The organism is Alcaligenes pakistanensis, from assembly GCF_014652815.1.
In the GTDB taxonomy this organism is placed as follows: domain Bacteria; phylum Pseudomonadota; class Gammaproteobacteria; order Burkholderiales; family Burkholderiaceae_B; genus Alcaligenes; species Alcaligenes pakistanensis.
Map to the genome: position 1 here is coordinate 399,735 of NZ_BMZN01000002.1, position 24,738 is coordinate 424,472.

The following is a 24,738-nucleotide window of genomic DNA, read 5'->3' on the forward strand; positions in this document are numbered from 1 at the left end:
GTATGTCTACTTCGCGTATTTTGTCTGTCTTGGTGCTGGTGGCCTTATTGGCTTTCCCTTTGATTGCACCGATGTATGGCCTTGAGTTCTATATCTCTTTTGTACGTCGCATCTTCATCTATGCCCTGGCAGCCAGTGCCTTGAATCTGGTGCTGGGTTATGGCGGGATGGTGGCCTTGGGCCATGCGGCATTCTTCGGAGCAGGGGCCTATACCGTCGGTATTCTGGCTTCTGAAGGCGTGCAAAGCGGCCTGATTGCCTGGCCTGCTGCCATGCTGATCTCCGGCTTGCTGGCTTTCCTGACGGGGGCAGTGTCGCTGCGTACTCGTGGTGTGTACTTCATCATGATTACCTTGGCCTTTGCCCAGATGATCTTTTACCTGTTTATCTCTTTGCGCCAATACGGTGGCGAGGACGGCATGAATATGTACAGCCCGTCCTCCTTGCCCGGTATTGATCTCAGCAATGACCTGAGCTTTTATTACCTGGTTCTGGCCATTTTGCTTGTGGTCCTGTTCTTGTTTCAACGCCTGGTCAAAGCCCGCTTTGGGCAGGCCTTGATGGGCACGCGTGAAAACGAAAGCCGCATGACGACTTTGGGTTACCCCGTCTACCGGATTCGTTTGACGGCCTACACCTTGAGCGGTGCCATCATGGGTCTGGCTGGTGCTTTGCTGGCCAACCACAACCTGTTTGTCTCGCCTAGCCTGATGAACTGGACCCAGTCGGCGGACCTGATCATTATGGTTCTGGTGGGCGGTATTGGCCTTTTGTATGGTGGTGCCCTGGGTGCTTTTGTGATGCTGGTGCTGGAAGAGATGCTGCGTAACTGGACCGAGTACTGGCATATGCCTTTGGGTATTTTGCTGCTGCTGGTGGTGTTCTTTGCACCGAAGGGGCTGGCTGGACTGGTGCGTATCCGTTCGGCCGCTGATCCAGCGACGACCGCCAAGGAGCAGGCATGACGAACACAGTAGCAGCCGCCTCCATGGCGGCGGGCGGAACGCCCGCTTTGCAAGCCCGTGGTCTGATGAAGCGCTTTGGTGCTTTGCAGGCTACCAATGATGTTTCCCTGGATCTGGTCCCTGGTGAAATTCATGGTCTGATCGGCCCGAACGGTGCTGGTAAGTCCACCTTGATTCACCTGCTCTCGGGCACCTTGAAGCCCGATGCGGGGCAGCTCTTGCTGGGCGGACGCGATGTGACGGCCTTGTCCGGACACGAGCGTGTTGCCGCAGGCTTGGCACGTTCTTTCCAGATCACCAATATCTTCAAGAACTACACGGTACTGGATAATCTGGTGCTGGCTTTGCAGGCCTGCAGTGGCAGCAGTTTCCGTTTCTGGCGTGCTCGCCAGGCAGAAACGGAATTGTACGAACAGGCCCGTGCCTTGGCCGCCGAGTGCGCCATTGATCCTACGCTTTTGCATACCCAGGCCGGTGTCTTGCCGCATGGCGAGCAGCGAAAAGTGGAATTTGCCTTGGCCTTGGCCAGCCGTCCGCAAGTCTTGTTGCTGGACGAGCCTATGGCAGGGATGGGGCCAGATGAAACTTTGCGTCTGACCGAGCTGATTGAAACTATGCGTGGCAAAGCCACCATGCTGTTGGTCGAGCACGATATGGAAGCTGTTTTCCGTCTGGCTGACCGGATTTCTGTCTTGGTGGCAGGTCACATTATTGCTACCGGTACGGCGGCTGAAATCCGCGACAACGAGGCTGTGCGCCAAGCTTATTTGGGTGATGACGACACACCAGTCCCAACCAAGGTGGAAAGCCATGCTTGAAACGACTCAATTACAAAGTGGCTATGGCGCCAGTCAGGTGCTGTTTGGGGTAGACCTGTCCATTCGTACCGGGCAGGTGGTAACGGTGCTGGGCCGCAATGGTATGGGCAAGACTACCTTGCTTAAAACCATTCTGGGCCAGTTGCCTGTGCGTGGCGGTGATGTGAAGTTCGACGGTCAGTCTATTGCAGGCTGGAATTCGGACCGCATCGCGCGGGCCGGGATTGCCATTGTGCCCGAAGGGCGTCAGTGTTTTCCCAACCTGACAGTCGCCGAGCATTTGACTGCTTTTGCCTGCAACCGCAACCCCAAGGCGCACAAGACCTGGACGCCGGAACGTGTCTACGACTTCTTTCCGCGCTTGCGCGAGCGTGCGTCCAATATGGGCAACCAGCTCTCGGGCGGTGAACAGCAAATGCTGGCTATTGGCCGCGCTTTGGTCACCAACCCCAAGCTCTTGATTCTGGACGAAGCCTCTGAGGGGCTGGCACCCAAAGTGCGTGAAGAAATCTGGAACTGTCTGGCCGTATTGCGTGAAGAAGGGCAAACCATTTTGCTGATCGACAAATACGTCGAGCGTCTGATGGCCTTGTCGGATCACCACATTATTCTGGAACGTGGCAAATTGGTCTGGCAGGGGAACTCTGAAGCGCTAGGAGCAGATCGAACCTTGTGGACGCGCTATTTGGGCGTTTAAAAAACACATTCTGCAATACAGCTGACATGCCGCCCGTCTTGGTACGGGCGGCATTTTTTATGCCTTTCGTCAAGGCTGAAGCGGGTGCTGTTGCGAGGTAGTTGCACTTCATCCCGAAAGTTCCCTAACGGTATTAGTAAAGATTCTTTCTTTGCGATGTATCAATGTGTAATGAAATGGCATTCCTTACGATGTCCATAAGGCCAGCAGGGTTATGGGTCCTACCCGGACCTCTTACTGGCAGGAAGCTCTGTCATCCCATAAGGAAGTTGTTATGAAATTACGCCTGTTCACTCTCTCTGCTCTGGCTGCCGGTTTACTGCTTGGCACCGCCGCGCAGGCCCAGGAAAATGAGCCTGTACAGCCTATCCCCGCCGCAGTGGTCACCGATCCGGCACGCGTTGAACTGGGCAAAAAGCTGTGGTTTGAACCCCGCTTGTCGCGTTCGGGTTTTATCTCCTGTAATTCCTGTCACAACCTGAGCATGGGCGGCACAGATAATATCCGTACCTCCATCGGCGACCGTTGGCAGGAAGGCCCCATCAACTCGCCCACCGTCTTGAACTCCAGCCTGAACGTGGCTCAGTTCTGGGATGGTCGTGCCAGCGACTTGAAAGAGCAGGCCGGCGGCCCCATTGCCAACCCCAAGGAAATGGCTTTCACGCACGAACTGGCTATGGAGTTCCTGAGCTCTATTCCCGAGTACAAGGCTGAGTTCAAGCAGGTTTTTGGTAAAGCTGAGTTCGGCATTGATGAAGTCACCACAGCCATTGCGGCCTTTGAAGAAACCCTGGTCACGCCCGATTCACGTTTTGACCTGTGGCTCAAGGGCGATAAGAAAGCCATTAGCGACCAGGAACTGGCGGGTTACCAACTGTTCAAGGGTAGTGGTTGTGTGGCGTGCCATAACGGCCCCAATCTGGGCGGTACGTCTTTCCAGAAAATGGGTTTGATCGAGCCCTACCAAACCTCCAACCCCGCCGAAGGCCGTGCAGGCGTGACGGGCAAGGACGCCGACCGCTTCAACTTCAAAGTGCCAACGCTGCGTAACGTTGAACTGACTTACCCCTACTTCCATGATGGCGCGGTCAATACCTTGACCGAAGCCGTGGATACAATGGGACGTCTGCAGTTGGGTCGCAGTTTCTCTGCAGAAGAAAATGCTCAGATTGTTGCGTTCCTGAAAACGCTGACGGGCAAGCAGCCTGAGATCATGTTGCCAATCCTGCCACCTTCGCGCGACAACACGCCTCGTCCGGTGCCATTTGGTTCTTGATAGCAGACTGTGCAGGCGGCTCCGGCTTTTGATGGCTTAAGCTGCCTGAGTGTGACCCAGGTCTTGGATGTTGTTTTCCAAGCCTGGGTTTTTGTATTTGGCTTTGGATTCATTGCCTTAGTCTGTGTACTAGACTTGAATCCCCTGCTGCTATTGTTGATGCTCGATCAGGCGGGCTAAAAAAATAGTACCATTTAGATACTATTTCAATGACTGGAACCATCATGAGTCGCATTGTCCTGTTTGAGAACATTCATCCTAGCGCCCGTGAAGTTTTTGAGGCTGCTGGTTTGACCGATATTCAGACCTACAAGGGAGCCTTGTCGGGTCAGGAGCTGTTGGACGCTGTCAAAGGCGCCGACGTTGTCGGGATTCGTTCCCGTACCCAGTTTGACAGTCGCGTGCTGGAGCATGCTGATCAGCTCAAAGTTCTGGGATGTTTTTGTATCGGTACTAACCAAGTGGATCTGGATCAGGCCCAGAACCACGGTGTGCCGGTCTTTAATGCGCCGTTTTCCAATACCCGCTCGGTCGCTGAGCTGGTGCTGGGCGAGGCCATTTTGTTGCTGCGTCGTATCCCCGAGAAAAACCTGCGTGTGCACCAGGGTTTCTGGGACAAGAGTGCCGATGGCGCTTTCGAGATCCGTGGCAAGACCTTGGGCGTAATTGGTTACGGCAATATCGGTTCGCAGGTTGGTACCTTGGCGGAAGCGTTGGGTATGCGCGTGCTCTACCACGATGTGGAATCCAAACTGCCCTTAAGCAATGCCCGTGTCTACGGCAGCTTGAAGCAGATGCTGGCCGAGTCCGACGTGGTGACGTTGCATGTACCAGGCGGGCAGGGCACGCATAACATCATGAACGCCGAAGCTATCGCCGCCATGAAGCCGGGTTCCATTCTGATCAACGCGTCGCGTGGCACGGTGGTGGACATTGAGGCCTTGCATCAGGCTTTGGTCAGCGGCCATTTGGCAGGCGCTGCGCTGGATGTGTTCCCAACCGAACCGAAAAGCGTGGATGAGCCTTTGAAGAGCCCTCTGATCGGAATGCCTAATGTGCTCTTGACGCCGCATATTGGTGGCAGCACCCAAGAGTCGCAGGAAAACATTGGTCGTGAAGTGGCCGAGAAGATGGTCAGCTATTTGCGTAGCGGCGCGACCAAGGGCGCGGTGAATTTCCCTGAAGTGTCTTACTACGACATTCAAGGTGCCGTTCGTCTATTGCATGTGCATCGCAACGTGCCCGGCGCGATGGGTGGCCTGAACAATATCCTGGCGCAGCATGGCATTAACATCACTCGTCAGCAATTGCAGACGCAAGGTGAACTGGGCTATGCCATGACAGATCTGGATCGCGTACCCGGCCAAGATTTGCTGGATGCGGTGCGTGCTCATCCCGGCACGGTACGTAGCGATCTGATTTTTCCCGCCTAAGATCAAAGTCAGAGCGTAAACAAAGGGCCCTGGATTCCAAAGAATCCAGGGCCCTTCGCTATCAGGCTGAATGCATGGATTTGGTCGGCCAGGCGATGGTTTGTTCCGGGCTGCTGCCGGGAACAATAATGTCTTGCAGCGTGTAGCCATCCAGATAGGCCAGGAACTGGGCCAGGGCCTGCTTGAGGATATTGCTCAGGTTGCAGCGCCCGCTCAGGATGCAATGGGTACCACTACCCAGGCATTCCACCACAGCCAGATCGGTTTCGGTATAGCGGACAAGTTCGCCCAGATTGATCTGTTCTGGCGCACGCGCTAGCCGCATTCCGCCATTTTTCCCGCGCTGTGTCTGAATCCATCCGCCTTTGGACAACAGGTGGGTGACTTTCATCAGGTGAGCCTGGGAAATCTGGTGGTATTGGGCAATTTCCGCGATGGTACAGAGCCTGTCTTCGTTCTGGCCCAGGTACATTAATTGACGCAGGGCGTAGTCGGTGAGGTTGGTCAGGCGCATGATTAAGGCAGTTGCAGCTCGCTGGCCACTTTGGTGGGGTTGTGCTGGAACTGATAGCCAAACCAGAAGCTGCGGGCGATACGTTGGGCGTATTCCAGGGCCAGCTCGGCCATCGCCTTATTTTCCCGTTCCAGACAGGTTTCCTTGAACAGACGCAACCATTGTTCAAAATGGCTGGCTTGTATGTGGCTGAGCGATAAGTGCTTGGCCATGGGATTGCCGTTAAAGCCGTCTGTCTTGAGCAGCAGGGATGACCAGAATTCTTCCATCACGCCCAGGTGAGTATCCCAATCTTTGATGCGCTCGGAGAAAATCGGGCCAAGAACGTCATCCATACGGATGCGATCGTAAAAGTCCCAGACCAGGTCATGAATTTCCTGGCGGGTACACAAAGCATTGAGAGTCATAATATTTTGAGTTTAAAGATATATATTTTATCTATCTTATTGGCCTTGTCCTTTGGGGTCAAGCCGGAAAGAAAATGGCTGGGAAAGGAGTGTTTTCACGGCCTGATTTCACGCAGATTCAACGCCTGCCTACCTACACTGAGCGGGAGTTTCAGAGTATGGATGTAGCATTTTCGATACTGGGCAAGCGTGAATGGCTGTAAATGTCCTAAAGATCGTTGATAGCCTTGTTTGTTGAAAGATAAGTATCACGGCAGCTAAATTGCACTGGGCGGTCTGGCGGGCTACGATTACTTTTTGTTGGTTAAAACCTGGTTTTGTTACAGCATGGTACTCAAGAACGAATGATGACAAGAAGACAGGCCCAGACGCTTTCATGCGTCATCCCTGGTTTGAATGAAGCAGAAAACCTGCCCGCCCTGATGCCGGTGCTGGTGGCGACGTTGCGTGAACTGGTCCAGGACTTTGAAATCATTTTCGTTGATGATGGCAGCACAGATGCGACGCCTTTGGTGATTGAGCAATTGCGTCAAACCTATCCTCAACTGGTGTATCTCCAGTTGTCGCGCAATTTCGGTAAAGAAGCGGCGTTGACGGCAGGTCTGGAGGCTAGCCGGGGAGAGGTGGTCGTGTGCATGGATGCGGATTTACAGCATCCTCCCGCCTTGATTGAAGCCATGTTGGAACGTTGGTCTACTGGCCTGGAAATGGTCTATGCGGTGCGGGAAACCCGTGATGACGAGACCTGGATGAAGCGGGTCGGCACCAGCCTGTTCTACAAGCTAATGCGTACCTCCAATGGCTTGCGCGTGCCGCGTGATGCGGGCGATTTTCGCCTGATGGATCGTTGCGTAGTGGATGCCTTGCTGGCTTTGCCCGAACGCAGCCGTTTCATGAAGGGGCTGTTTGCCTGGGTAGGCTTTCCTTCCGAGCCTATTTACTATTCGCCTGCCGAGCGTTTGCATGGGGTTAGCCGGTTCAAGCCTGCCAAACTTTTGCGCTTTGCGGTGGATGGTTTGACGGCGTTCACGACCTGGCCGCTGCGTTTGTTGAGCTTGGCGGGTGCGGTATTGGCCATGTTGTCGTTCGGCTATGGCTTGTTCATTATCTTCAAGCATTTGCTGTATGGCGATGCTGTCCGGGGCTGGGCCTCCTTGATTACCGTGGTCCTGTTCTTTGCGGGTGTGAACATGCTGTCGCTGGGCGTGGTCGGTGAATACGTCGCCAGTATCTTTGCCGAGGTCAAAAACCGGCCGCTGTATTTGGTGCATCGTCGCCGGGGGCAGGGCTTGGCTCAGGTGCAGGATCACAACCCGGCTCAAACCCAGGGGCAGATCGCAGGCCAGAACCGGTTCCAGCCGCAAGGCCAAGCGCAAGACCAGCAGCAAGACTAAGGACACGCAACGCAGCACTCTTGGCTGCAGCCTTGATCAGGACTTGAACGCTACATCGATATTCTGAATCGTTTTGACAGCCACGCGGGTGGCTGCCTAACCCTATTGGTTTGGCTGTGAACGATGAGTATCGATAATTCCTATTCCCCTTCTGGCGCGACGCTACCGCTAGAGCAACAACGTGGGCCAGCCTATTGGCTGCAACGCGCTGTGCAGGGCCTGGGCACGCTCTCCGGCGTATCAGTGGGCCTGTTGGCATTGCTGTGGTTTGCACTGACGCTGGGTGCCTATCCTTTACTGATCCCGGACGAGGGGCGCTACGTAGGTGTGGCCCTGTCTATGCTGGAGTCAGGCGATTATCTGGTACCCCGGCTGGATGGTCTGCCGTTCTTCCATAAACCCCCTCTGCATTACTGGCTGACGGCACTTAGTCTGAAAGTGCTGGGCGTGAATTTTGTAGGTGCGCGTTTGGTGCCTGCCCTGATGGCCGCCTTGCTGATTGCAGGGATGCATGCGTTTCTGAAACGCCATGCCAGCCAACACCATGCAGGTTGGACGGCACTGATACTGCTTAGCAGTCCTTTGTTGTTTGGAGCTTCCCACTACGCCAATCTGGATATGACGGTCGCCGCGTTGATCAGCAGCTGTGTCTTGCTGGGTGGCCATGCGGCCTTGCAGATGGAGCAGGGGCGGCCGTATCGTCTGGCCTTGATGGGTTTGTATGCCACGGCAGGTTTGGCTTTTCTGGCCAAGGGTTTAATTGGCATCCTGATACCCGGCGGTATTCTGGTGTTCTGGTTAGTGGGGCGTGGGCAATGGCGCATTTTGCTGCGACTGTTTTCCTTAACCGGACTGGGAGTATTGCTGTTGGTAGCCACGCCCTGGATGTGGGCCATGCAGGCGCGCTATCCCGGTTTTTTTGACTATTACATCGTCTACCAGCACTTCCAGCGCTTTTTGGAAACGGGCTTTAACAATCCCCAGCCGTTCTGGTTTTATTTTGCCTTGATGCCCGTGGCGACCTTGAGCTGGACCCCGTTCCTGTTCAGGCGCGCTCGTGGTACTGGCATGCAGCCGGATGGATTGTTTGCCGTACGGGCCTTGATGCTCTCGGCTTTATTGACGGTGTTGCTGTTCTTTTCCATTCCCAGCTCCAAGCTGGTGGGCTATGTCTTGCCCGCTATCGGCCCTTGGGCCTTTTTCCTGGCCGATACGGTGATTCGTCAAACCCAGCGGGATGGGGAGGCTAAAGTGGCTCGCCGTGCTGTTTGGAGCCTGGCTGTCGGTGTGCTGCTGTGCCTGGTTGCCGTGGTGACCATGGTGGTTCGGCCTCAGGTTAATAGCCGTGAATTGGGTCGAGTCTTGGCCGCTGAATATCAGCAGGGCGACCAAGTGGTGTTCCTGAACAACTACCGCTATGACTTGGGCTTTTACGTTCCTGGTTTGATGGGTGTCAGCGTTATGGGGCGTTGGGATGATCCCGAGATCATGCGTACGGACAGCTGGCGCAAAGAGCTGCTGGAAGCCGCTAGTTTTGAGCCACAGCGCGGGGCTTTAACCTTGATAGACAGAGCAACCTTGCGCCAGCAGCTATGCCGGGACAGTAAAACGGTTTTTTGGCTGATTGGTGGCCCGGATGCAGTACGCCAAAGTCAGGTGCTTAACCACGCTCAACGCCTGTATGAGGATCAGCGCATTGCACTGTGGCGCTTTGATCAAGATGATCACGATTTTATGTGCGGCGGAACGCCCAAAGTCGTCCAGCCAAAAACGTCAGTACTGCCAGACCGATAAGAATCAGGCCCAAAAGTAGATCGTAGCGCAGGCCCGAGTTATTCAATAAGTAGGCATAGCTGGCCTCGTTCACGGCGAAGCCTGCGGCAGACACGAGAAAGAAACGAGCCAGTGCAGGTAGAAACTGGGCATTCTGGGAACGGAAGGTCAGCCAGTAATGGCCGCCAAAAGACACCAGGAAGGCGAGCAGCCAGCCAAAAAGATTGGCCAGCAGCGGAGACAGGCTTAGCGTTTGCACCAGGGCGATTACAATGCCCCAGTGCGTGAGGGCGGCCAGGGTGCCAACCAGAATGAATAGAATGATTTGACGAGACATAAAGAGAAAGCGGAGCGAGCAGTGGCCAAGGACAGGCAGATCAGTATATGCGCGGATGATTTTGGCATGGCCCCGGCAGTCGACGAGGCTGTGCTGAAATTGGCCCAGGCTCAACGCTTGACAGGAACATCCTGTTTGGTGGATGGGGACAGCTTTGTGCAAAACGCAGCAGCATTGCGCCAGAGTGCGCTGCAAAAAGGTTTGCACCTGAATTTTACCGAGTTTGCCTCGCAAGCGGGCGTCTATGCCATGCCGTTGAAACAGGTGATTATCCGCAGCCTGTTGCATCGCCTGGATAGCGAGAAGGTCAAATCGAGTGTGGCGCGTCAGCTGGATCGTTTTGAGGATGTGATGGGGCAGGGGCCGGACTATATCGATGGTCATCAGCATGTACATCAACTGCCCATGATTCGTGAGGCCTTGTTGGCTGAAATGGAGCGTCGCTATGCGGCCTCCATGCCTTGGTTGCGCTATACCGGTGCCCAGCGTCTGGCAGTCGGCTTTGCTTTCAAGGACAGATTCAAAGCACAGATTATTGCTGCTCTAGGATCTAAGGATTTACTGCGGCAGGCGAGGGCCAAAGGCGTGACGCTTAATACCGGGTTTACCGGCGTGTATGACTTCCACGGTGGCAAGGAGCGTTATAGCGCCTTGATACAGGCTTGGCTGGCCGCAATGCAGCATGGGGACAGCCTGATGTGCCATCCTTCTTTAAATGCCGTGGCAGGCGATCCGGTGGGCGCACAACGTCTGGCCGAGTACGAGGTGCTTTCCAGTCCAGAGATGCAGCAATGGTTGGATCAGTACAGCCTGCGCATTGCCTGAATTCTGCTCAGGCGGGATCGGCAGGTTGGCTTTGGCTGCCTTCGCCCAAGGCGCGCTGCATCACAACGACATCAATCCATTGCTGGAACTTGTAGCCAACGGCAGCCTGGGTGCCGACGTGGGCAAAGCCTAGCGAGCGGTGCAGGGCGATGGAGCCCCGGCTGTCATGGCCTGAAATAACCGCGATCATTTGCCGCCAAGGACCTTTTTCGCATTCAATCAGCAGGTGTTCCAGCAGCGCTTTACCCAGACCTTTGCCTATTTGCCCTTGGGCCAGATAGATGGAGTCTTCGATGGTGTAGCGATAAGCCGGGCGGGGTCGGTACGTGCCGGCGTACGCGTAGCCCACGATGTGCTCGTCCAGTTCAGCGACCAGCCAAGGTAGGCCTTGTTCGCGAACCTGCGCCAAACGGGCACGCATTTCCTGTACGTCGGGTGGGGTCTGTTCAAAGGTCGCCGTGCTGTGCAGGACGTGATACGCATAGATGCCTTGCACTGCCAGCATATCGTCTGGCGTGGCGGAACGGATTAGCAAGGCACTGGCGTGATTGCCTTTAGGCAAGGCCGAGGAGAAAGGGGCTTGCTTACTCTCGGAGGGGAACATACTATTTTTCCTTTGAACTGATTTAGTTTATCCCGATTTCAGGAGTTTCTATGCCCTTCCCACACCAGTTTTTGACCGAGCAATTGGCCGTCGCCCCTCAGTTATCGGGAGAGGATATGCAAGCCGTAGCCGATGCCGGTTTTAAAAGTGTCATTATCAACCGGCCTGATATGGAAGGTGGTCCCGGCCAACCTTTGTCGGCTGATGTGATGCAGGCTGCCGAGGCGGCAGGTTTACAGGTGCAGTATCAGCCAGTTGTGGGTAGCGCTATTACTTCTGCTGATGTTGCCCGTTTTGGCCAATTACTTGAAGCCTTACCAGGCCCGACTTTGGCCTATTGCCGCACGGGCACTCGTTGTGCCGTATTATTTCGTGCATTGAACGAATCCTGACCTGGCTCAAGGTTCAGGTCTGTACTAGCTTGTCCTGTGCCTTGGTGCAGCGGTAAGCTATCTGTCTCCATTCAAAGGGGTTATGCCATGTTCAAGAAAATTCTGATTCCAACTGACGGTTCCGAGTTGTCCGCCCAGGCAGCTAACAAAGGCGTGACTTTTGCCCGCCAGATTGGTGCCGAAGTCCTCGCTTTGCACGTAACCCAGCCTTTTGCAGCGACAGTGGGCTTTGACGGCATGGCTGCTGCGTATGCCATTACCGACGAAGACTACGACAAGACCGCTAAAGAACAGTCGCAGAAATACCTGCAACAGATTCTGGACCGTGCCGAGACCGCTGGCGTCAAGGCAACCGGTAAATCCGTGTCGAACTTCAATGTGGCCGATGGTGTGGTTCAGGTAGCCGAGCAAGAAGGCTGCGATCTGATCTTTATCGGTAGTCACGGTCGCAGTGGTCTGTCCCGTCTGTTGCTGGGCAGCGTGACCATCAAGGTGCTGAATATGGCCAAGAACACCGTGCTGGTGTACCGCGTCAAAGAAAGCGATTAATCGCTTTTCAGCCCAAAGAAAAAGCCCGCTTAGGCGGGCTTTTTTGTGTCTGCGGTGTGTCTTACTGGCTGCGTGGTTCCAACTGCTGCTTATGGGTGACGACGGCCTGCAACACAATGGGCAAGAGCTCGCCATCAGCGCTTTTGCCGCTGGGGTTTTCCTGCACAAAATCCAGTAGGGAGCGACGCATGCGCGGGTCCCAGAACTTCTGGATATGTTCCGCAATCTCGCGCAGACCTTGTTCCCGATTGCTCAGGATTTCAAAGAATTGGCCGATCTGGTTGGCCATAGGAATCAAAGGAACAATATTCATGGTGATGTGGCCGATTTGGACTCGGCAGTATTCAGATAGTGGGGATGGCTGTACAGCGTGAAGCTGCGGTCACGGGCAAAGGCGGCCAGCATGACACCCAGTTCATCGGCAATCTGCACGGCATAGGCAGTGGGGGCGGAGACAGCCACCACAAAGTTGATGCCCATGGCAGCGGCCTTCTGGACCATCTCAAAGCTGGCACGGCTGGAGATCAGCACCATGCCAGAGCGGGGATCAATATCGTTGCGCAACATATGGCCCAGCAGCTTGTCCAGCGCGTTGTGGCGACCTACATCCTCACGCACGGCCAGGATACTGCCTTGCAGGCTGCACCAGGCGGCGGCATGGGTGGCCCCTGTCAGTTGATGCAAGGGCTGGCTGGAGCGCAAGGCATCCAGGGCCTGGAAGATTGCAGCGGCGTCGGGGCTGTGCTCGGGAGCATCCAGACGAGGCAGTTGTCGGCGTACCTCGTCCAGGCTTTCCAGACCACATAAACCGCAACCAGTACGGCCTGCCAACTGACGGCGACGGGCCTTGAGCTGATGTTGACAGGCGCTGGCTATCTCGATTTGCAGCAAGCTGCCGTGTTCGCCGTCCAGCACATCCACGCCGCGTATATCGGCTGCGCTCCGGATAATGCCTTCGGTCATGGAAAATCCATAAGCCAGATCTTCCAGGTCGCTGGGACTGCACAGCAAGGCGCTATGGCTGATGCCGTTGAACTCCAGGGCAACAGCCTGTTCGCGCGCCAGCGCATCCTGATCCTCTTGGGGCAGGGTGTCAGCTTGTACTTCAGCTGGGGTACGCACCTGCCGCCACACAGTGGCGGGGGCGCTGGCATCACGAAAATCTGCCTGGCTCACGCGGCAACTCCTTAAGGCCTGTTTAGACGCATCATACTTTCGCGACGGCCTCGTCAGGCTCATGCTGGTGATTGTGATCCGCATGGGCCAGATCCTCGGCCGATAAGGTCTCACCTTGCAAGAGGCGCTGCTGAATATCGTGGAAACGGTTCCAGCGATTTTGCCAGGCCGACTCGGACGTGACGCGCTGAATCTGTACCGCTGTCACCTTGTACTCGGGGCAGTTGGTCGCCCAGTCCGAGTTATTGGTGGTAACCACGTTGGCACCCGACTCGGGAAAGTGGAAAGTAGTATAGACCACCCCCGGCTGTACCCGTTCGGTGACCGTTGCGCGCAACGCCGTCTCGCCCGCACGGCTTTTAACCGAGACTTTGTCGCCGCTGCGAATGCCACGATCCTCGGCATCCACCGGGTGAATTTCCAGCAAGTCCTCGGCATGCCAAGCTACGTTGTCGGTACGGCGGGTTTGGGCACCCACGTTGTATTGCGACAGGATGCGGCCGGTAGTCAGCAACAAGGGGAATTTGCGGCTGCTACGCTCTTCGGTTGGCACGTATTGGGTCAGCATGAAGCGGCCCTTGCCACGCACGAACTCATCAATGTGCATGGTGGGGGTGCCTTCTGGGGCTTGTTCGTTGCAAGGCCATTGCACGCTGCCGCCCAGTTCCTGGATGCGCTCGTAGGACACGCCGGTGAAGGTCGGTGTCAGGCTGGCGATTTCGTCCATGATCTGGCTGGGGTGCTCGTAGCTCATGGGGTAACCCAGGGCACGGGCCAGGGCGCAGGTCACTTCCCAGTCTGCCATGCCGGCTTTAGGCTCCATCACTTTACGGACACGCGAAATGCGGCGTTCGGCATTAGTGAAGGTGCCGTCCTTTTCCAGGAAGGAGGAACCGGGCAGGAACACGTGGGCGTATTTGGCGGTTTCGTTCAGGAACAGATCCTGCACCACCACACACTCCATGGCAGCCATTGCAGCGGCTACGTGCTGGGTGTTCGGGTCGGATTGGACAATGTCCTCGCCCTGGCAGTACAGCCCCTTGAAGCTGCCACTCAAGGCGGCGTCAAACATATTGGGAATGCGCAGGCCGGGTTCGGATTGCAGGGGCACGCCCCAGGCTTGTTCAAACAGCGAGCGGACCTGATTGTCCGAGACGTGACGGTAGCCGGGGAACTCGTGCGGGAAGGAGCCCATATCGCAGGAGCCTTGCACGTTGTTCTGGCCACGTAGCGGGTTCACACCCACGCCTTCACGGCCCACGTTGCCGGTGGCCATAGCCAGGTTGGCAATGGCCATCACGGTGGTGGAGCCTTGGCTGTGTTCTGTCACACCCAGACCGTAGTAAATCGAGCCATTGCCGCCGGTGGCGTACAGACGGGCAGCGCCACGGATGTCGTCAGCGGAGACACCGCAGATTTCGGCCATGACTTCAGGCGAGTTCTGGGGCTGGCTGACAAAGCTGCGCCATTCATTGAAGGCAGCCGTGTCGCAGCGCTCGGCTACGTAGGTTTCATTCACCAGATTCTCGGTGACGATCACGTGTGCCATTGCGGTCAGCATGGCGGTGTTGGTACCGGGGCGCAGGGGCAGGTGGTAGTCGGCCTGGATGTGTGGTGAGCTGACCAGTTCGGTCTGGCGCGGGTCGATCACGATCAAGCGGGCACCCTGACGCAGACGGCGTTTCAGGCGCGATGCAAACACGGGGTGGGCAGCGCTGGGGTTGGCACCCATCACGATCACCACGTCGGTGTGCATCACCGAATCAAAGGTTTGCGTACCGGCGGACTCACCCAGGGTCATCTTCAGGCCGTAGCCGGTAGGGGAGTGACACACACGGGCGCAGGTGTCGACGTTATTGGTACCAAAGGCGGCGCGAACCAGCTTTTGTACCAGATAGGTTTCTTCGTTGGTACAACGCGAGGAGGTAATACCGCCTACGGCGTCACGACCATGTTGATCCTGAATACGACGGAATTCGGAAGCCGCGTAATTGATGGCTTCGTCCCACGACACTTCCTGCCAAGGGTCCGTAATGCTCTTGCGGATCATGGGGTTCAGGATACGGTCCTGGTGTGTGGCATAGCCCCAGGCGAAACGACCCTTTACGCAGGCATGACCACGGTTGGCCTTGCCGTCTTTCCAGGGTGTCATGCGAATGACTTTGTCGCCTTTCATCTCAGCTTTGAAGCCGCAACCCACACCGCAGTAAGCGCAGGTGGTGATGACGGCGTGCTCGGGCTGACCCAGGTCGATAACGGATTTCTCCATCAAGGAGGAGGTCGGGCAGGCCTGAACGCAAGCGCCACAGGACACGCAATCGCTGCCCAGAAAGCCGTCGTTCTGACCCGCGGTGACACGCGATTCAAAACCACGCTTGTCGATGGTCAGTGCAAAAGTGCCCTGGACTTCTTCACAGGCACGCACGCAACGATTACAGACAATACATTTGCTGGAGTCGTAGGCAAAGTAGGGATTGGAGTTGTCGGTGGTGTCGTCCAGGTGATTGGCACCATCAAAGCCATAGCGCACGCTGCGCAGGCCCACGACACCGGCCATGTCCTGCAACTCGCAATTTCCGTTGGCGGGACAAGTCAGACAGTCCAGCGGGTGATCGGAGATGTACAGCTCCATCACGTTGCGGCGCAGTTTGTGCAGGGTGTCGTTTTCGGTTTGCACGACCATGCCTTCTTCCACCAGGGTGGTGCAAGAAGCCGGGTGGCCGCGACGGCCTTCAATGTCCACCAGACACAAGCGGCAGGAGCCAAAGGCTTCCAACGAATCGGTTGCGCACAGCTTAGGGATATTGATACCGGCCAGGGCGGCAGCGTGCATTACGGAGGTACCCATGGGCACTTCCAGCAATTTGCCATCAATGGTCAGGTTGACCATCTCGGTCTGCAAAGAGGCCGGGGTACCCAGGTCGCGTTCGCGTACGGCGATAGTTTCGTTCATAGTGATCTCCGTCTTAGACCTTGGCCAGGTCCTGCTCGGTTTGCGGGGCCAGTCCAAAATCCTGGGGAAAGTGTTCCAGCGCGGACAGGACGGGATAAGGGGTCATGCCGCCCAAGGCGCACAAGGACCCGGAGAACATGGTGTCGCACAAGTCACGCAGCAGCTCGACATGGTTATCCATATCTTCGCGGCGACGGATTTTCTGAATCGTCTCTACACCACGGGTAGAGCCGATACGACAGGGCGTGCATTTGCCACAGGATTCGATGGCACAGAACTCCATGGCGTATTGCGCCATGTGAGCCATATCCACCGTATCGTCAAACGCCACTAAACCACCGTGACCGACCATGGCGTTGATCTTCATATAGGCTTCGTAGTCCAGGGGCACATCCCACTGGTGCTCGGGTAGATAGGCACCCAAGGGGCCGCCAACCTGTACCGCGCGCAAAGGACGTCCACTGGCGCTGCCGCCCGCGTAGTCGTACAAGAGTTCGCGCAGGGTGACGCCAAAGGCTTTTTCCACCAAGCCGCCGTTTTTCAGGTTGCCGGTCAATTGGAAAGCCAAGGTCCCGCGTGAGCGACCCATGCCGTAGTTCTGGTAGTAGGCTCCGCCCTTGGCCAGAATCACGGGTACTGAAGCCAGCGACACCACGTTATTGATGACCGTAGGTAGGCCAAACAAGCCTTTGATGGCGGGCAGGGGCGGTTTAACGCGCACCACACCGCGTTTGCCTTCAAGGCTGTCGAGTAGGGCTGTTTCTTCACCGCAAATGTAGGCACCGGCCGCTTTGCGTACTTCCAGATCGAACTCGTAGTCACTGCCTTGAATGTTCTTGCCCAGCCAGCCTGCGGCACGAGCGGCCACAATGGCTTCGTTCAGCGCGTCTACAGCCAGCGGGTATTCGGAGCGTACGTAGATGTAGCCATAGGTCGCGCCTACGGCCAGACCGGCAATTGTCATGCCCTCAACCAGACAGAGCGGATCGCCTTCCATCAACATGCGATCAGAAAAAGTGCCCGAGTCGCCTTCGTCGGCATTACAGACAATGTATTTCTGTGGAGCCGGAGTGTTCAGCACCGTGTTCCATTTGATCCCGGTCGGGAAGGCCGCGCCGCCACGACCACGCAGGCCGGAGTCTGTCACTTCTTTCACAATGGCAGCGGGGTCCATGGACAGTGCTTTGCTCAAGCCTTCAAAGCCGCCACAGGATTGATAATCGGCCACGCTGACCGGATTAATAATGCCCACACGCGCAAAGGTCAGGCGTTCCTGATTTTTCAGGTAGGGGATGGCATCTGTCAGGCCGTGGCACAGTGTGTGCGCGCCGCCTTGCAGAAAACCGGCATCGAACAGGTCAGGCAGGTCTTCAGTTTGCACAGGACCATAAGCCACACGGCCTTCGGTTGTCTGTACCTCAACCATGGGTTCCAGCCATAGCAGACCACGCGACCCATTGCGCACAATCTGCACATCCAGGCCACGCGCTTTAGCTTGTGCGGTCAGTTGCTCGGCAATCTGGTTTGCACCCATGGCGATGGCCGCCGTGTCGCGTGGAACATAAACGGTAATTGTGCTCATGACTGGGCCTCCTGGCTGCGTAGCAGGGCGTCCAGTTTTTCCGGGGTGACGCGTGCATGGGGAACGCCGTCCAGCATGACAGCGGGGGACTGGGCACAGAGGCCCAGACAGTAGACCGGCTCCAAGGTGTACTGGCCGTCGTCACTGTTTTCATGGAAGTCGCAGTTCAGGCGGCGACGGGCATGAGCCGTCAGCTCCAGCCCGCCCCGCGCCTGACAGGCTTCAGCCCGACAGATTTCCAGGGTATGAGTCGCGTGAGGCTGGGTGCGGAAGTGGGCGTAAAAGGAGATAACGCCGTGGATTTCCGCCCGGGACAGGGCCAGCTGTTCGACCAGCACCGGCACCACGGACTCGGGAATACAGGCGAGTCGGTCTTGAATGGTGTGCAAAATAGGCAACAGGTTACCTTTTTGGCCGGCATGTTCCTGCACGGCCTGCAAGGTGACCTCTTCAGGAGTCAGACCGGACAGGTCTTGATCCTGGGCATGAGGGGATGTTTGCATGTCCTGTGTGCGCGGTGCCCGGGTTGGGAGCCTGCGCCTCCATGTTTTTTTATGCACGGCTGTGCATATTATTTGACTGTGTTTTCTACCGTAATCTAACCAGTTAAGTCCATAACTTCAATAAGCAATATTTCGCATATATAATGTTTGGTACATGCAGTGCAAAACATAAATACGAAAACACACTGGTCTTAAAAACACATGACCAAACAGAAATTCAAAGCCCGGCTGCGCTCTGAATGGATACTGGAAAATGCAGACGGCGTGGAACTCCCCATGGGGGATGTACTGCGTCTGTTGGGTGCCATCGAGCGACTTGGGCACTTGGCGGGAGCCAGCAAGGAATGCCAGTTTTCCTATCGACACGCCTGGGGCTTGTTACGTAATGCCGAAAAACAGTTTGATGCGGCCTTGCTGGAAACCTCGCGGCGCAAAGGCACGAAGCTGACCGAGTTTGCCCAACGTTTGTTGTGGGCCAACCGGCGGCTGGACGCGCGTTTGACGCCTACCCTGGAGAGCATGGCCTCCGAGCTGGAGGAGGAGCTGGGCCGCCTGTATGCCCAGCCCCTGGACCGTTTGCGCTTTCAGGCCAGCCACGGTTTTGCGATTGAAGGCTTGATGCGCTTTGCTAACGAAAACGATGGCTTGCCCCTGGAGTTGCGCTATCGCACTGCCATTGAAGCGCTGGCCTCGCTGGAGCGTGGCGACTGCGATCTGGCTGGCTTCCAGGTTCCGGTGGGCGAGTTTGAAGTGGCTGCCATGCGCCGTTATGGGCAGTGGCTGTCGCCGTCGCGCCATAGACTGATTTTCCTGTCCACCCGCAGGACGGGTTTGTTTGTGGAAAAGGGTAATCCCAAGAACATTACCGGCATGGCGGATTTATTGCGGCCCGATGTGCGCTTTGTGAACCGTCAAATGGGTTCCAGCACCCGCTTCCTGGCCACCTTACTGCTTGGACAGTTAGGGGTAAATACGAATGCGGTACTGGGCTTTGAAACAACAGAATTGACGCATATGGCGGTGGCGGCCCACGTAGCCAGTGGCATGGCCGATACCGGTCTGGGCGTAGAAACAGCGGCTAGCCGATGCGGGCTGGAGTTTATTCCCCTGGCGCAGGAGCGTTATTTCATTGCGGTTGAGCAGGAGGCGCTGAATAAGGCTCCTATGCAGCAACTGATGAACGTGATTGGCGGTTCCGCGTATAGTCAATTTATGGAAGATCTGGTGGGTTACGACCCACGGGGTTTAGGTCAGATCATGACGCTGGAGCAGGCATTCGGGCAGGCTGCCGATATGCTCTGGCGTTAGTCCCTTTAGCTTGACGAAAACACACATACACCATGAGACGGGGCCAACCCTGTCCTTGAAAGAAAGAGAACACCATGAGCGATGATCATGGGCCAAAGTCTGAGCCCCGACCGATAGGCGGGGATTCAGGCAGGCCACATCAAGAAGCAGCGAAGGCCGTGCGCCGTCCGACGGTGCGCATGGCTGCTGTGTCCGGGCAACCCCTGGACAAGCGCCACCGTCCGTTTCGTGACCTGCGTATTTCCCTGACCGACAAGTGTAATTTCCGTTGTACCTACTGTATGCCGAGGGAAGTGTTTGGCACGGATTACGAGTTCCTGCCGCATTCTTCCCTGCTCAGTTTTGAAGAGATCGAGCGCGTGGCGCGGCAGGCGGTGTCCCTGGGCGTGCGCAAACTGCGCCTGACCGGTGGCGAGCCGCTTTTGCGTCGTAATATCGAGGTGCTGATTGCCATGCTGGTCAAGCTGCGTACGCCGGAGGGCGATCCTGTGGAGCTGACCCTGACGACCAATGGCACCTTGCTGGGCCGTAAAGCCCAGGCCTTGAAAGACGCCGGCCTGAACCGCGTTACCGTCAGCCTGGATGCGCTGGATGATGCTCGCTTCACCCAGTTGAGCGATAGCGGGGTGTCCGTCTCCACCGTGCTGGATGGCATTGCCAAGGCGCAGGCGGTGGGCTTGAGCCCGGTCAAAGTCAATATGGTGGTGCGCAAGGGTCTGAATGATGATCAGATTTTGCCCATGGTTGAACACTTCAAAGGTTCGGGCCAGATTCTGCGTTTTATCGAATACATGGATGTAGGCACCAGCAACGGCTGGAATCTGGACGAGGTAGTCAGCGGTGCGGAAATTGTGGAGCGTATCCAGTCACGCTTTGCGCTGGAGCCGGTAGCCGCGCAATACCGTGGCGAGGTTGCCAGCCGATGGCGTTTTAAAGACGGCACGGGCGAAGTGGGGGTGATCACCAGTGTGACCCAGCCCTTCTGTGGGGACTGTTCGCGCATGCGCCTGTCCCCGGAAGGGCGTCTGTTTTTGTGCTTGTTTGCTTCGCAAGGGTATGATGTGCGCGCGCAGTTGCGCGCGGATGCCTCTGACGAACAGTTAGCCGCCTATATGCACGGCGTCTGGACCGGACGGCAGGACCGATATTCGGAGATTCGGGGTGAGCTGACCACGAGTCGTGAGCGTATAGAAATGAGTTACATCGGCGGATGATAAGCACACAGGACATCAGCGGTATTGTGTTGGCAGGCGGACGAGCCCGGCGTTTTGATTTGTCGGGCCAAGTCGATAAAGGCTTACTGCTTTTGCAGGGCCAGCCTTTGGTTCAGCACCTGGTACGTCGCCTGCGCCCGCAGGTGGGTCCCATTTTTATCAGTGCCAATCGTAATCCGGAGCAGTATGTCCACTGGGGCCGCGTCGTCCCCGACACAGTGGAGCTGGAAGGCTATCTAGGTCCGTTGGCGGGTCTGGCCAGTGTGCTGGATCAGGTCACCACGCCCTGGGCCTTGTCCTGCCCCGTGGATTTGCCTTTTGTCCCCGCCGAATTGGGTAAGCGCCTGATCAAGGCCGTACAAGAGCAGGGCGCAGTTGCCGCTTATGCCCAGGCTGAACGCAGCCATCCGCTTTGCTTGTTGCTGCGTACTGATCAATCGGCTGCCTTGAAAGAGTATTTGCTCAGCGGCGAGCGCCGTGTGATGAGCTGGCTGCACAGCATAGGCGCAGTGGAAGTTGATTTCCGCGACGCGCCTGCACATGCTTTCTTCAATATCAATACCCCGCAAGACCTGGAGACAGCGCAGGGTTGGTAAGTGAGTCTCTGATTGGCGGTTTGATAAGAAATTCGGGTTCTAGGGACTGAGCGGATGGGTTTGAACCTGCGCCTGCAGGGGTTTATCGTTTCAGGGATCATCATTCGTTGCTGATGGTTGATCGCGATTCAGCGCGATCTTCTTCATGTTCTGTGCAGCCGCTGCCAGCAAGCACTGTTCGAGTACCTTTGACAGCGTGACGTGCATGTCAGTGATGATATTGCCGAGAACACCGAGCTTGAGGTAGCAGATTGAGGTCAAGCCTGCCATTGGCTGTATTCATACAGACGCACAACATCGCCGGGGGCGACATGTGTGTCCGCAGGAATACGGGCCAGCGCCTGTGCCCAAGGCAAGGAACTGATTACACCTGAGCCTTGATTGTCGAAGGGGCGGGCCAACAGGCGGCCTTGTTCGTCATTGTCTACTTGTACGCGGATGAACTCTTCGCGGTCGCCTTCAAAGTGGCGCCCGCCTTGCAAAATCCCATAGCGCACGGTGGGCAGGCTGGCGTGACGGCCTTGCAGACGACGGATCAGCGGCGACACCATCAAGGAAAACACGGCGTAGGAAGAGACCGGGTTGCCGGGCAGGCAGACCAGAGGTTTGTCGTCGATATAGGCCAGCGCCAGCGGTTTGCCGGGCTTCATCCGCACTTTCCACAGGTCCAGTTGGCCGCCTATGCCCTCAATGGCTGGTTTCACAAAGTCTTTTTCGCCCACCGACACGCCTCCGACTGTCAGCACCAGATCGCAGCGTTGCAGCAGGTCTTTCAGGGCATCCTGAATGGCTTCCAAAGTGTCTTTGGCGTGTACTGCATGTACCGTACCCACGCCCAGAGCTTGCAATTGAGCACGCAACATAGGGGCGTTGGAGTTGTAGATCTGGCCTTCTTTAAGGGGCTGGCCGGCGGGCGTCAGCTCATCACCTGTAGTCAGAATGCCCACGCTTAGCATGGGGTATACGGTCAGTTGTGCATGGCCCTGGGCCGCCATTTGAGCGATATGGGCCGCAGTCAGGCGAGTACCCGTTTTAATCAGCACTTCACCCATGCGCATATCTTCGCCACGGCGACGAATGTTCACACCAGCCTGGGGCATTTCCAGAATGCGTACCCCTTGCTCGTTTTCCTGGCAGTTCTCCTGAATGACGACGGTATCGGCACCGGGCGGCAGCATGCTGCCGGTAAAGATGCGAATGGCCATGCCTTCTTTCAGAGTTTGCGGAATATCGCCTGCATAGCAGCGTTGCTGAATAGGCAGCACTTTGCCGTCGGCAATGTCAGACAGGCGCAAGGCGTATCCGTCCATGGCGCTATTGTCAGCCGGAGGCATGTCCAGCTGGGCCTGAATATCCACGGCCAGAATGCGACCCAAAGCCTGGGCTAACTCGCAGCTTTCGGTTTGAGTGGGGATTTGTCCTGCCTGGGCCAGCCGTTGCTGAGCTACGTCAAATTCGATCATAGGATTGGATAAATTCGATAAAACAAAGTCGTGGCCTGGGGCCTGAAATGATGATCCGATAAGGCGCAATATGGGGATGCCACTGGTATGTAATGACGCTAGATGGTGGGTGGGTCCAAATACTCAGAGGCGAAATTGCAGGGGCGGTGCCGGCTGTCCAATTGTTCTTGCAGGATCTTTTCCCAAGCTAATTTGCAAGCACCGCCGGAGCCGGGAATGCAAAACAGCAAGGTTCGGTTGGCAGTCCCAGCCAGGGCGTCGGACTGCAATGCTGATGAGCCTATGTCCTGATAGGACAAATAACGGAACTGTTCACCAAAACCAGTAATGACCTGATCCAGCAAAGGTGTGACCGCTGCGATCGTGGACTTTTTATGGCTGAAGCCCGTGCCGCCATTGCAAAGAATGACGTGAATGGTCGGGTCCAGAATCCACTGGCTGAGCAGAGCGCGAATAGCGTAGATATTGTCCTTGCTGATGGCACGTTGGACGCAGTGATGGCCGCTATCTGTCAGGCTGGCCGCCAGATAATCGCCGGATGTGTCCTCATCGGGGCCACGGCGGTCTGAGATCGTCAGGACGGCCGCGTTCAGGCGGGCAGCGGGTAAATCTGTCTTGGCTTTAGACATGCTTGTTCGTGTCCGCAGAAGTGTTCCAGGCATCGGTTTTCTGGGCATCGCTGTCGCGCTGCTGCACCCAGAACCGCTTGCCGTCGGCCAAGGTTTCGCGCTTCCAGAAAGGCGCGCGGGTTTTCAGCACATCCATAATGAATTCACAGGCACGAAAGGCATCGCCCCGGTGGGCGCTGGTGACGCCTACATACACAATTTGCTCAGTCAGATGCAGCTCGCCCACCCGGTGTACGACCAGCGTATCCAGAACCGGCCAGCGCTGGCGGGCCTGATCGCAAACGGCCTCGATCTCGCGCTCGCACATGCCGGGATAGTGTTCTAGAAATAGCGATTCGGTAGCCGTGCCGTCAGCCTGATCGCGCACATAGCCGGTAAAGGTCACCATTGCACCAGCCTGGCCGCCCGCCGTTGCACGCAGCTCGGCATTCAGGGCGGCGACATCAAAATCTTCTGTCTGGATGCGGATCATCTCAACCTCCGGTGACGGGCTCGAACACGGCCACTTCGTCGCCGGGGCGTACCGGGTCAGTGGGTTTGGCGTGAAACTGATTGACCGCCACATGCAGGCGGCCTGCCATATCACTCAAGTTCGGGTAGCGCTGCAGCAAGGCGTCGGTCCACTGCTGGACGGTGCCGTCTTGCGGCCAGTCCCAGCTTTCCTGACGCTGGCCGGTGCGCTCAGCTACTTGGGCAAAATACAGCACGCGCAAGGTCAAAGGGCTAGTCATGATATCTCCGTGAAAGGGCCTACGCCGAGGCGGTCCAGGTGCCGCTTTTACCACCCGTTTTTTCCAGCAAGCGGGTCTGCTCGATCACAATGCCTTTGTCGGCCGCTTTGCACATATCGTAGATCGTCAGGGCTGCAACGGAACAGGCCATCATGGCTTCCATTTCCACGCCGGTGGTGTAGCGGGTGCGGCAGGTAGCCAGCACGGCAATGGTGCCGGCACTGGCATCACTTTCAAAATCAATGCCAACAAAGTCCAGTGGCAGGCTGTGGCACATGGGGATCAGTTCAGCGCAGCGTTTGGCGGCCAGCACGCCGGCCACACGGGCGGTGTTAAGCACTTCGCCCTTGGCATTGTGCTGGGCCGACAGCAATTGATAGGCAGCCGGGCTTAAACGCACCACGCTGCGGGCAGTGGCAGAACGGGATGTCGCGGACTTATGGCTGACATCGACCATCTGAACTTTGCCATCTTCATCGAGATGGGAAAGGTGCAAATCGGTGTTTTCGGTAGTGGTGCTCATTATCGCTCCGGGGACCGGGCCTTGGGCGCGGTTCTAATAGTTTATGGCTGCATTATATACACCCGGCGCGATGGCT

The 24,738-nt window shown here is 56.6% G+C and carries 28 protein-coding genes; 13 read left to right on the forward strand and 15 right to left on the reverse strand.

Annotated features, from left to right (window positions below; genetic code table 11):
- Nucleotides 1–2 precede the first annotated feature (2 nt).
- From IE156_RS06795 to serA, 5 genes are all read left to right on the forward strand, one after another.
- Nucleotides 3–965, forward strand: a complete 963-nt coding sequence (locus tag IE156_RS06795; protein ID WP_189391776.1) for a branched-chain amino acid ABC transporter permease — start codon at nt 3–5, stop codon at nt 963–965.
- On the forward strand, nt 962–1,783 hold the full coding sequence (locus IE156_RS06800; RefSeq protein ID WP_189391777.1) for an ABC transporter ATP-binding protein: 822 nt from the start codon (nt 962–964) through the stop codon (nt 1,781–1,783). The genes IE156_RS06795 and IE156_RS06800 overlap by 4 nt, the downstream gene beginning before the upstream one ends.
- On the forward strand, nt 1,776–2,480 hold the full coding sequence (locus IE156_RS06805; RefSeq protein ID WP_189391778.1) for an ABC transporter ATP-binding protein: 705 nt from the start codon (nt 1,776–1,778) through the stop codon (nt 2,478–2,480). Before IE156_RS06800 ends, IE156_RS06805 begins: the two co-directional genes overlap by 8 nt.
- Before the next feature lie 274 nt (nt 2,481–2,754).
- Nucleotides 2,755–3,756: a cytochrome-c peroxidase gene (locus tag IE156_RS06810; RefSeq protein WP_189391779.1), complete on the forward strand. Its 1,002-nt coding sequence runs from the start codon at nt 2,755–2,757 to the stop codon at nt 3,754–3,756.
- Between the two features lie 224 nt (nt 3,757–3,980).
- A complete protein-coding gene (gene serA, locus IE156_RS06815; protein WP_189391780.1) occupies nt 3,981–5,189 on the forward strand; it encodes a phosphoglycerate dehydrogenase in 1,209 nt (402 codons plus the stop codon).
- Nucleotides 5,190–5,250: 61 nt separating this feature from the next.
- Here the strand turns inward: serA and IE156_RS06820 are convergent, their stop codons facing one another.
- Nucleotides 5,251–5,703: an RrF2 family transcriptional regulator gene (locus tag IE156_RS06820; RefSeq protein ID WP_189391781.1), complete on the reverse strand. Its 453-nt coding sequence runs from the start codon at nt 5,701–5,703 to the stop codon at nt 5,251–5,253.
- 2 nt (nt 5,704–5,705) lie between these two features.
- Complete coding sequence (locus tag IE156_RS06825; protein ID WP_189391782.1) at nt 5,706–6,110, reverse strand: group III truncated hemoglobin; 405 nt, start codon at nt 6,108–6,110, stop codon at nt 5,706–5,708.
- A 344-nt stretch (nt 6,111–6,454) separates the two neighbouring features.
- On the opposite strand from IE156_RS06825, the gene IE156_RS06830 reads away from it, so the two are divergent.
- Both IE156_RS06830 and IE156_RS06835 read left to right on the forward strand, forming a co-directional pair.
- Nucleotides 6,455–7,504, forward strand: coding sequence for a glycosyltransferase family 2 protein (locus IE156_RS06830; protein WP_189391783.1), 1,050 nt, complete (start codon nt 6,455–6,457; stop codon nt 7,502–7,504).
- A 123-nt stretch (nt 7,505–7,627) separates the two neighbouring features.
- Nucleotides 7,628–9,298 carry an ArnT family glycosyltransferase gene (locus IE156_RS06835; RefSeq protein ID WP_189391784.1) on the forward strand — a complete coding sequence of 557 codons (1,671 nt, stop codon included), beginning with the start codon at nt 7,628–7,630 and terminating at the stop codon, nt 9,296–9,298.
- On the opposite strand, the gene IE156_RS06840 is transcribed toward IE156_RS06835, so the two are convergent.
- On the reverse strand, nt 9,237–9,614 hold the full coding sequence (locus tag IE156_RS06840; RefSeq protein ID WP_189391785.1) for a GtrA family protein: 378 nt from the start codon (nt 9,612–9,614) through the stop codon (nt 9,237–9,239). The genes IE156_RS06835 and IE156_RS06840 overlap by 62 nt on opposite strands.
- A 66-nt stretch (nt 9,615–9,680) precedes the next feature.
- Between IE156_RS06840 and IE156_RS06845 the strand changes: the two genes are divergently transcribed.
- Entirely contained in the window at nt 9,681–10,439 is a 759-nt protein-coding gene (locus IE156_RS06845; protein ID WP_189391786.1) for a ChbG/HpnK family deacetylase, read from the forward strand.
- A gap of 7 nt (nt 10,440–10,446) precedes the next feature.
- Here IE156_RS06845 and IE156_RS06850 read toward each other — a convergent pair whose 3' ends face one another.
- The gene (locus IE156_RS06850; protein WP_189391787.1) at nt 10,447–11,043 is read right to left on the reverse strand and encodes a GNAT family N-acetyltransferase; all 597 of its coding nucleotides are present in this window, start codon (nt 11,041–11,043) and stop codon (nt 10,447–10,449) included.
- Between the two features lie 50 nt (nt 11,044–11,093).
- On the opposite strand from IE156_RS06850, the gene IE156_RS06855 reads away from it, so the two are divergent.
- Entirely contained in the window at nt 11,094–11,435 is a 342-nt protein-coding gene (locus IE156_RS06855; protein WP_189391788.1) for a protein tyrosine phosphatase family protein, read from the forward strand.
- 87 nt (nt 11,436–11,522) lie between these two features.
- Complete coding sequence (locus IE156_RS06860) at nt 11,523–11,984, forward strand: universal stress protein (RefSeq protein ID WP_189391789.1); 462 nt, start codon at nt 11,523–11,525, stop codon at nt 11,982–11,984.
- A 61-nt stretch (nt 11,985–12,045) separates the two neighbouring features.
- Here IE156_RS06860 and IE156_RS06865 read toward each other — a convergent pair whose 3' ends face one another.
- From IE156_RS06865 to IE156_RS06885, 5 genes are read right to left on the reverse strand one after another with little or no spacing between them, the layout of a single operon-like run.
- A complete protein-coding gene (locus IE156_RS06865; protein WP_189391790.1) occupies nt 12,046–12,297 on the reverse strand; it encodes a formate dehydrogenase subunit delta in 252 nt (83 codons plus the stop codon).
- The gene (gene fdhD / locus IE156_RS06870; RefSeq protein ID WP_189391791.1) at nt 12,294–13,160 is read right to left on the reverse strand and encodes a formate dehydrogenase accessory sulfurtransferase FdhD; all 867 of its coding nucleotides are present in this window, start codon (nt 13,158–13,160) and stop codon (nt 12,294–12,296) included. The genes IE156_RS06865 and fdhD overlap by 4 nt, the downstream gene beginning before the upstream one ends.
- Nucleotides 13,161–13,191: 31 nt before the next feature.
- Nucleotides 13,192–16,113, reverse strand: a complete 2,922-nt coding sequence (gene fdhF, locus IE156_RS06875; RefSeq protein ID WP_189391792.1) for a formate dehydrogenase subunit alpha — start codon at nt 16,111–16,113, stop codon at nt 13,192–13,194.
- A 13-nt stretch (nt 16,114–16,126) separates the two neighbouring features.
- On the reverse strand, nt 16,127–17,695 hold the full coding sequence (locus IE156_RS06880) for a formate dehydrogenase beta subunit (RefSeq protein WP_189391793.1): 1,569 nt from the start codon (nt 17,693–17,695) through the stop codon (nt 16,127–16,129).
- Nucleotides 17,692–18,198 carry a formate dehydrogenase subunit gamma gene (locus tag IE156_RS06885; RefSeq protein WP_189391794.1) on the reverse strand — a complete coding sequence of 169 codons (507 nt, stop codon included), beginning with the start codon at nt 18,196–18,198 and terminating at the stop codon, nt 17,692–17,694. The genes IE156_RS06880 and IE156_RS06885 overlap by 4 nt, the downstream gene beginning before the upstream one ends.
- Nucleotides 18,199–18,399: 201 nt before the next feature.
- On the opposite strand from IE156_RS06885, the gene IE156_RS06890 reads away from it, so the two are divergent.
- The 3 genes from IE156_RS06890 (at nt 18,400) to mobA (ending at nt 21,316) form a co-directional block, all read left to right on the forward strand.
- Nucleotides 18,400–19,506, forward strand: a complete 1,107-nt coding sequence (locus tag IE156_RS06890) for a substrate-binding domain-containing protein (protein ID WP_189391795.1) — start codon at nt 18,400–18,402, stop codon at nt 19,504–19,506.
- Nucleotides 19,507–19,685: 179 nt separating this feature from the next.
- On the forward strand, nt 19,686–20,720 hold the full coding sequence (gene moaA / locus IE156_RS06895) for a GTP 3',8-cyclase MoaA (RefSeq protein ID WP_229841163.1): 1,035 nt from the start codon (nt 19,686–19,688) through the stop codon (nt 20,718–20,720).
- Nucleotides 20,717–21,316: a molybdenum cofactor guanylyltransferase MobA gene (gene mobA / locus IE156_RS06900; RefSeq protein ID WP_189391797.1), complete on the forward strand. Its 600-nt coding sequence runs from the start codon at nt 20,717–20,719 to the stop codon at nt 21,314–21,316. The genes moaA and mobA overlap by 4 nt, the downstream gene beginning before the upstream one ends.
- 90 nt (nt 21,317–21,406) lie before the next feature.
- Here the strand turns inward: mobA and IE156_RS06905 are convergent, their stop codons facing one another.
- The 6 genes from IE156_RS06905 to moaC all read right to left on the reverse strand — a co-directional run bounded on the left by IE156_RS06905 (nt 21,407) and on the right by moaC (nt 24,662).
- Nucleotides 21,407–21,586 carry a hypothetical protein gene (locus IE156_RS06905; protein ID WP_189391798.1) on the reverse strand — a complete coding sequence of 60 codons (180 nt, stop codon included), beginning with the start codon at nt 21,584–21,586 and terminating at the stop codon, nt 21,407–21,409.
- Nucleotides 21,574–22,779: a molybdopterin molybdotransferase MoeA gene (locus IE156_RS06910; RefSeq protein ID WP_189391799.1), complete on the reverse strand. Its 1,206-nt coding sequence runs from the start codon at nt 22,777–22,779 to the stop codon at nt 21,574–21,576. The genes IE156_RS06905 and IE156_RS06910 overlap by 13 nt, the downstream gene beginning before the upstream one ends.
- A 98-nt stretch (nt 22,780–22,877) precedes the next feature.
- Nucleotides 22,878–23,408 carry a molybdenum cofactor biosynthesis protein B gene (gene moaB, locus IE156_RS06915; RefSeq protein ID WP_189391800.1) on the reverse strand — a complete coding sequence of 177 codons (531 nt, stop codon included), beginning with the start codon at nt 23,406–23,408 and terminating at the stop codon, nt 22,878–22,880.
- Nucleotides 23,401–23,880, reverse strand: a complete 480-nt coding sequence (locus IE156_RS06920; RefSeq protein WP_189391801.1) for a molybdenum cofactor biosynthesis protein MoaE — start codon at nt 23,878–23,880, stop codon at nt 23,401–23,403. Before IE156_RS06920 ends, moaB begins: the two co-directional genes overlap by 8 nt.
- A gap of 1 nt (nt 23,881) precedes the next feature.
- On the reverse strand, nt 23,882–24,139 hold the full coding sequence (gene moaD, locus IE156_RS06925; RefSeq protein WP_189391802.1) for a molybdopterin converting factor subunit 1: 258 nt from the start codon (nt 24,137–24,139) through the stop codon (nt 23,882–23,884).
- Between the two features lie 19 nt (nt 24,140–24,158).
- Nucleotides 24,159–24,662, reverse strand: coding sequence for a cyclic pyranopterin monophosphate synthase MoaC (moaC, locus tag IE156_RS06930; RefSeq protein ID WP_189391803.1), 504 nt, complete (start codon nt 24,660–24,662; stop codon nt 24,159–24,161).
- Nucleotides 24,663–24,738 lie beyond the last annotated feature (76 nt).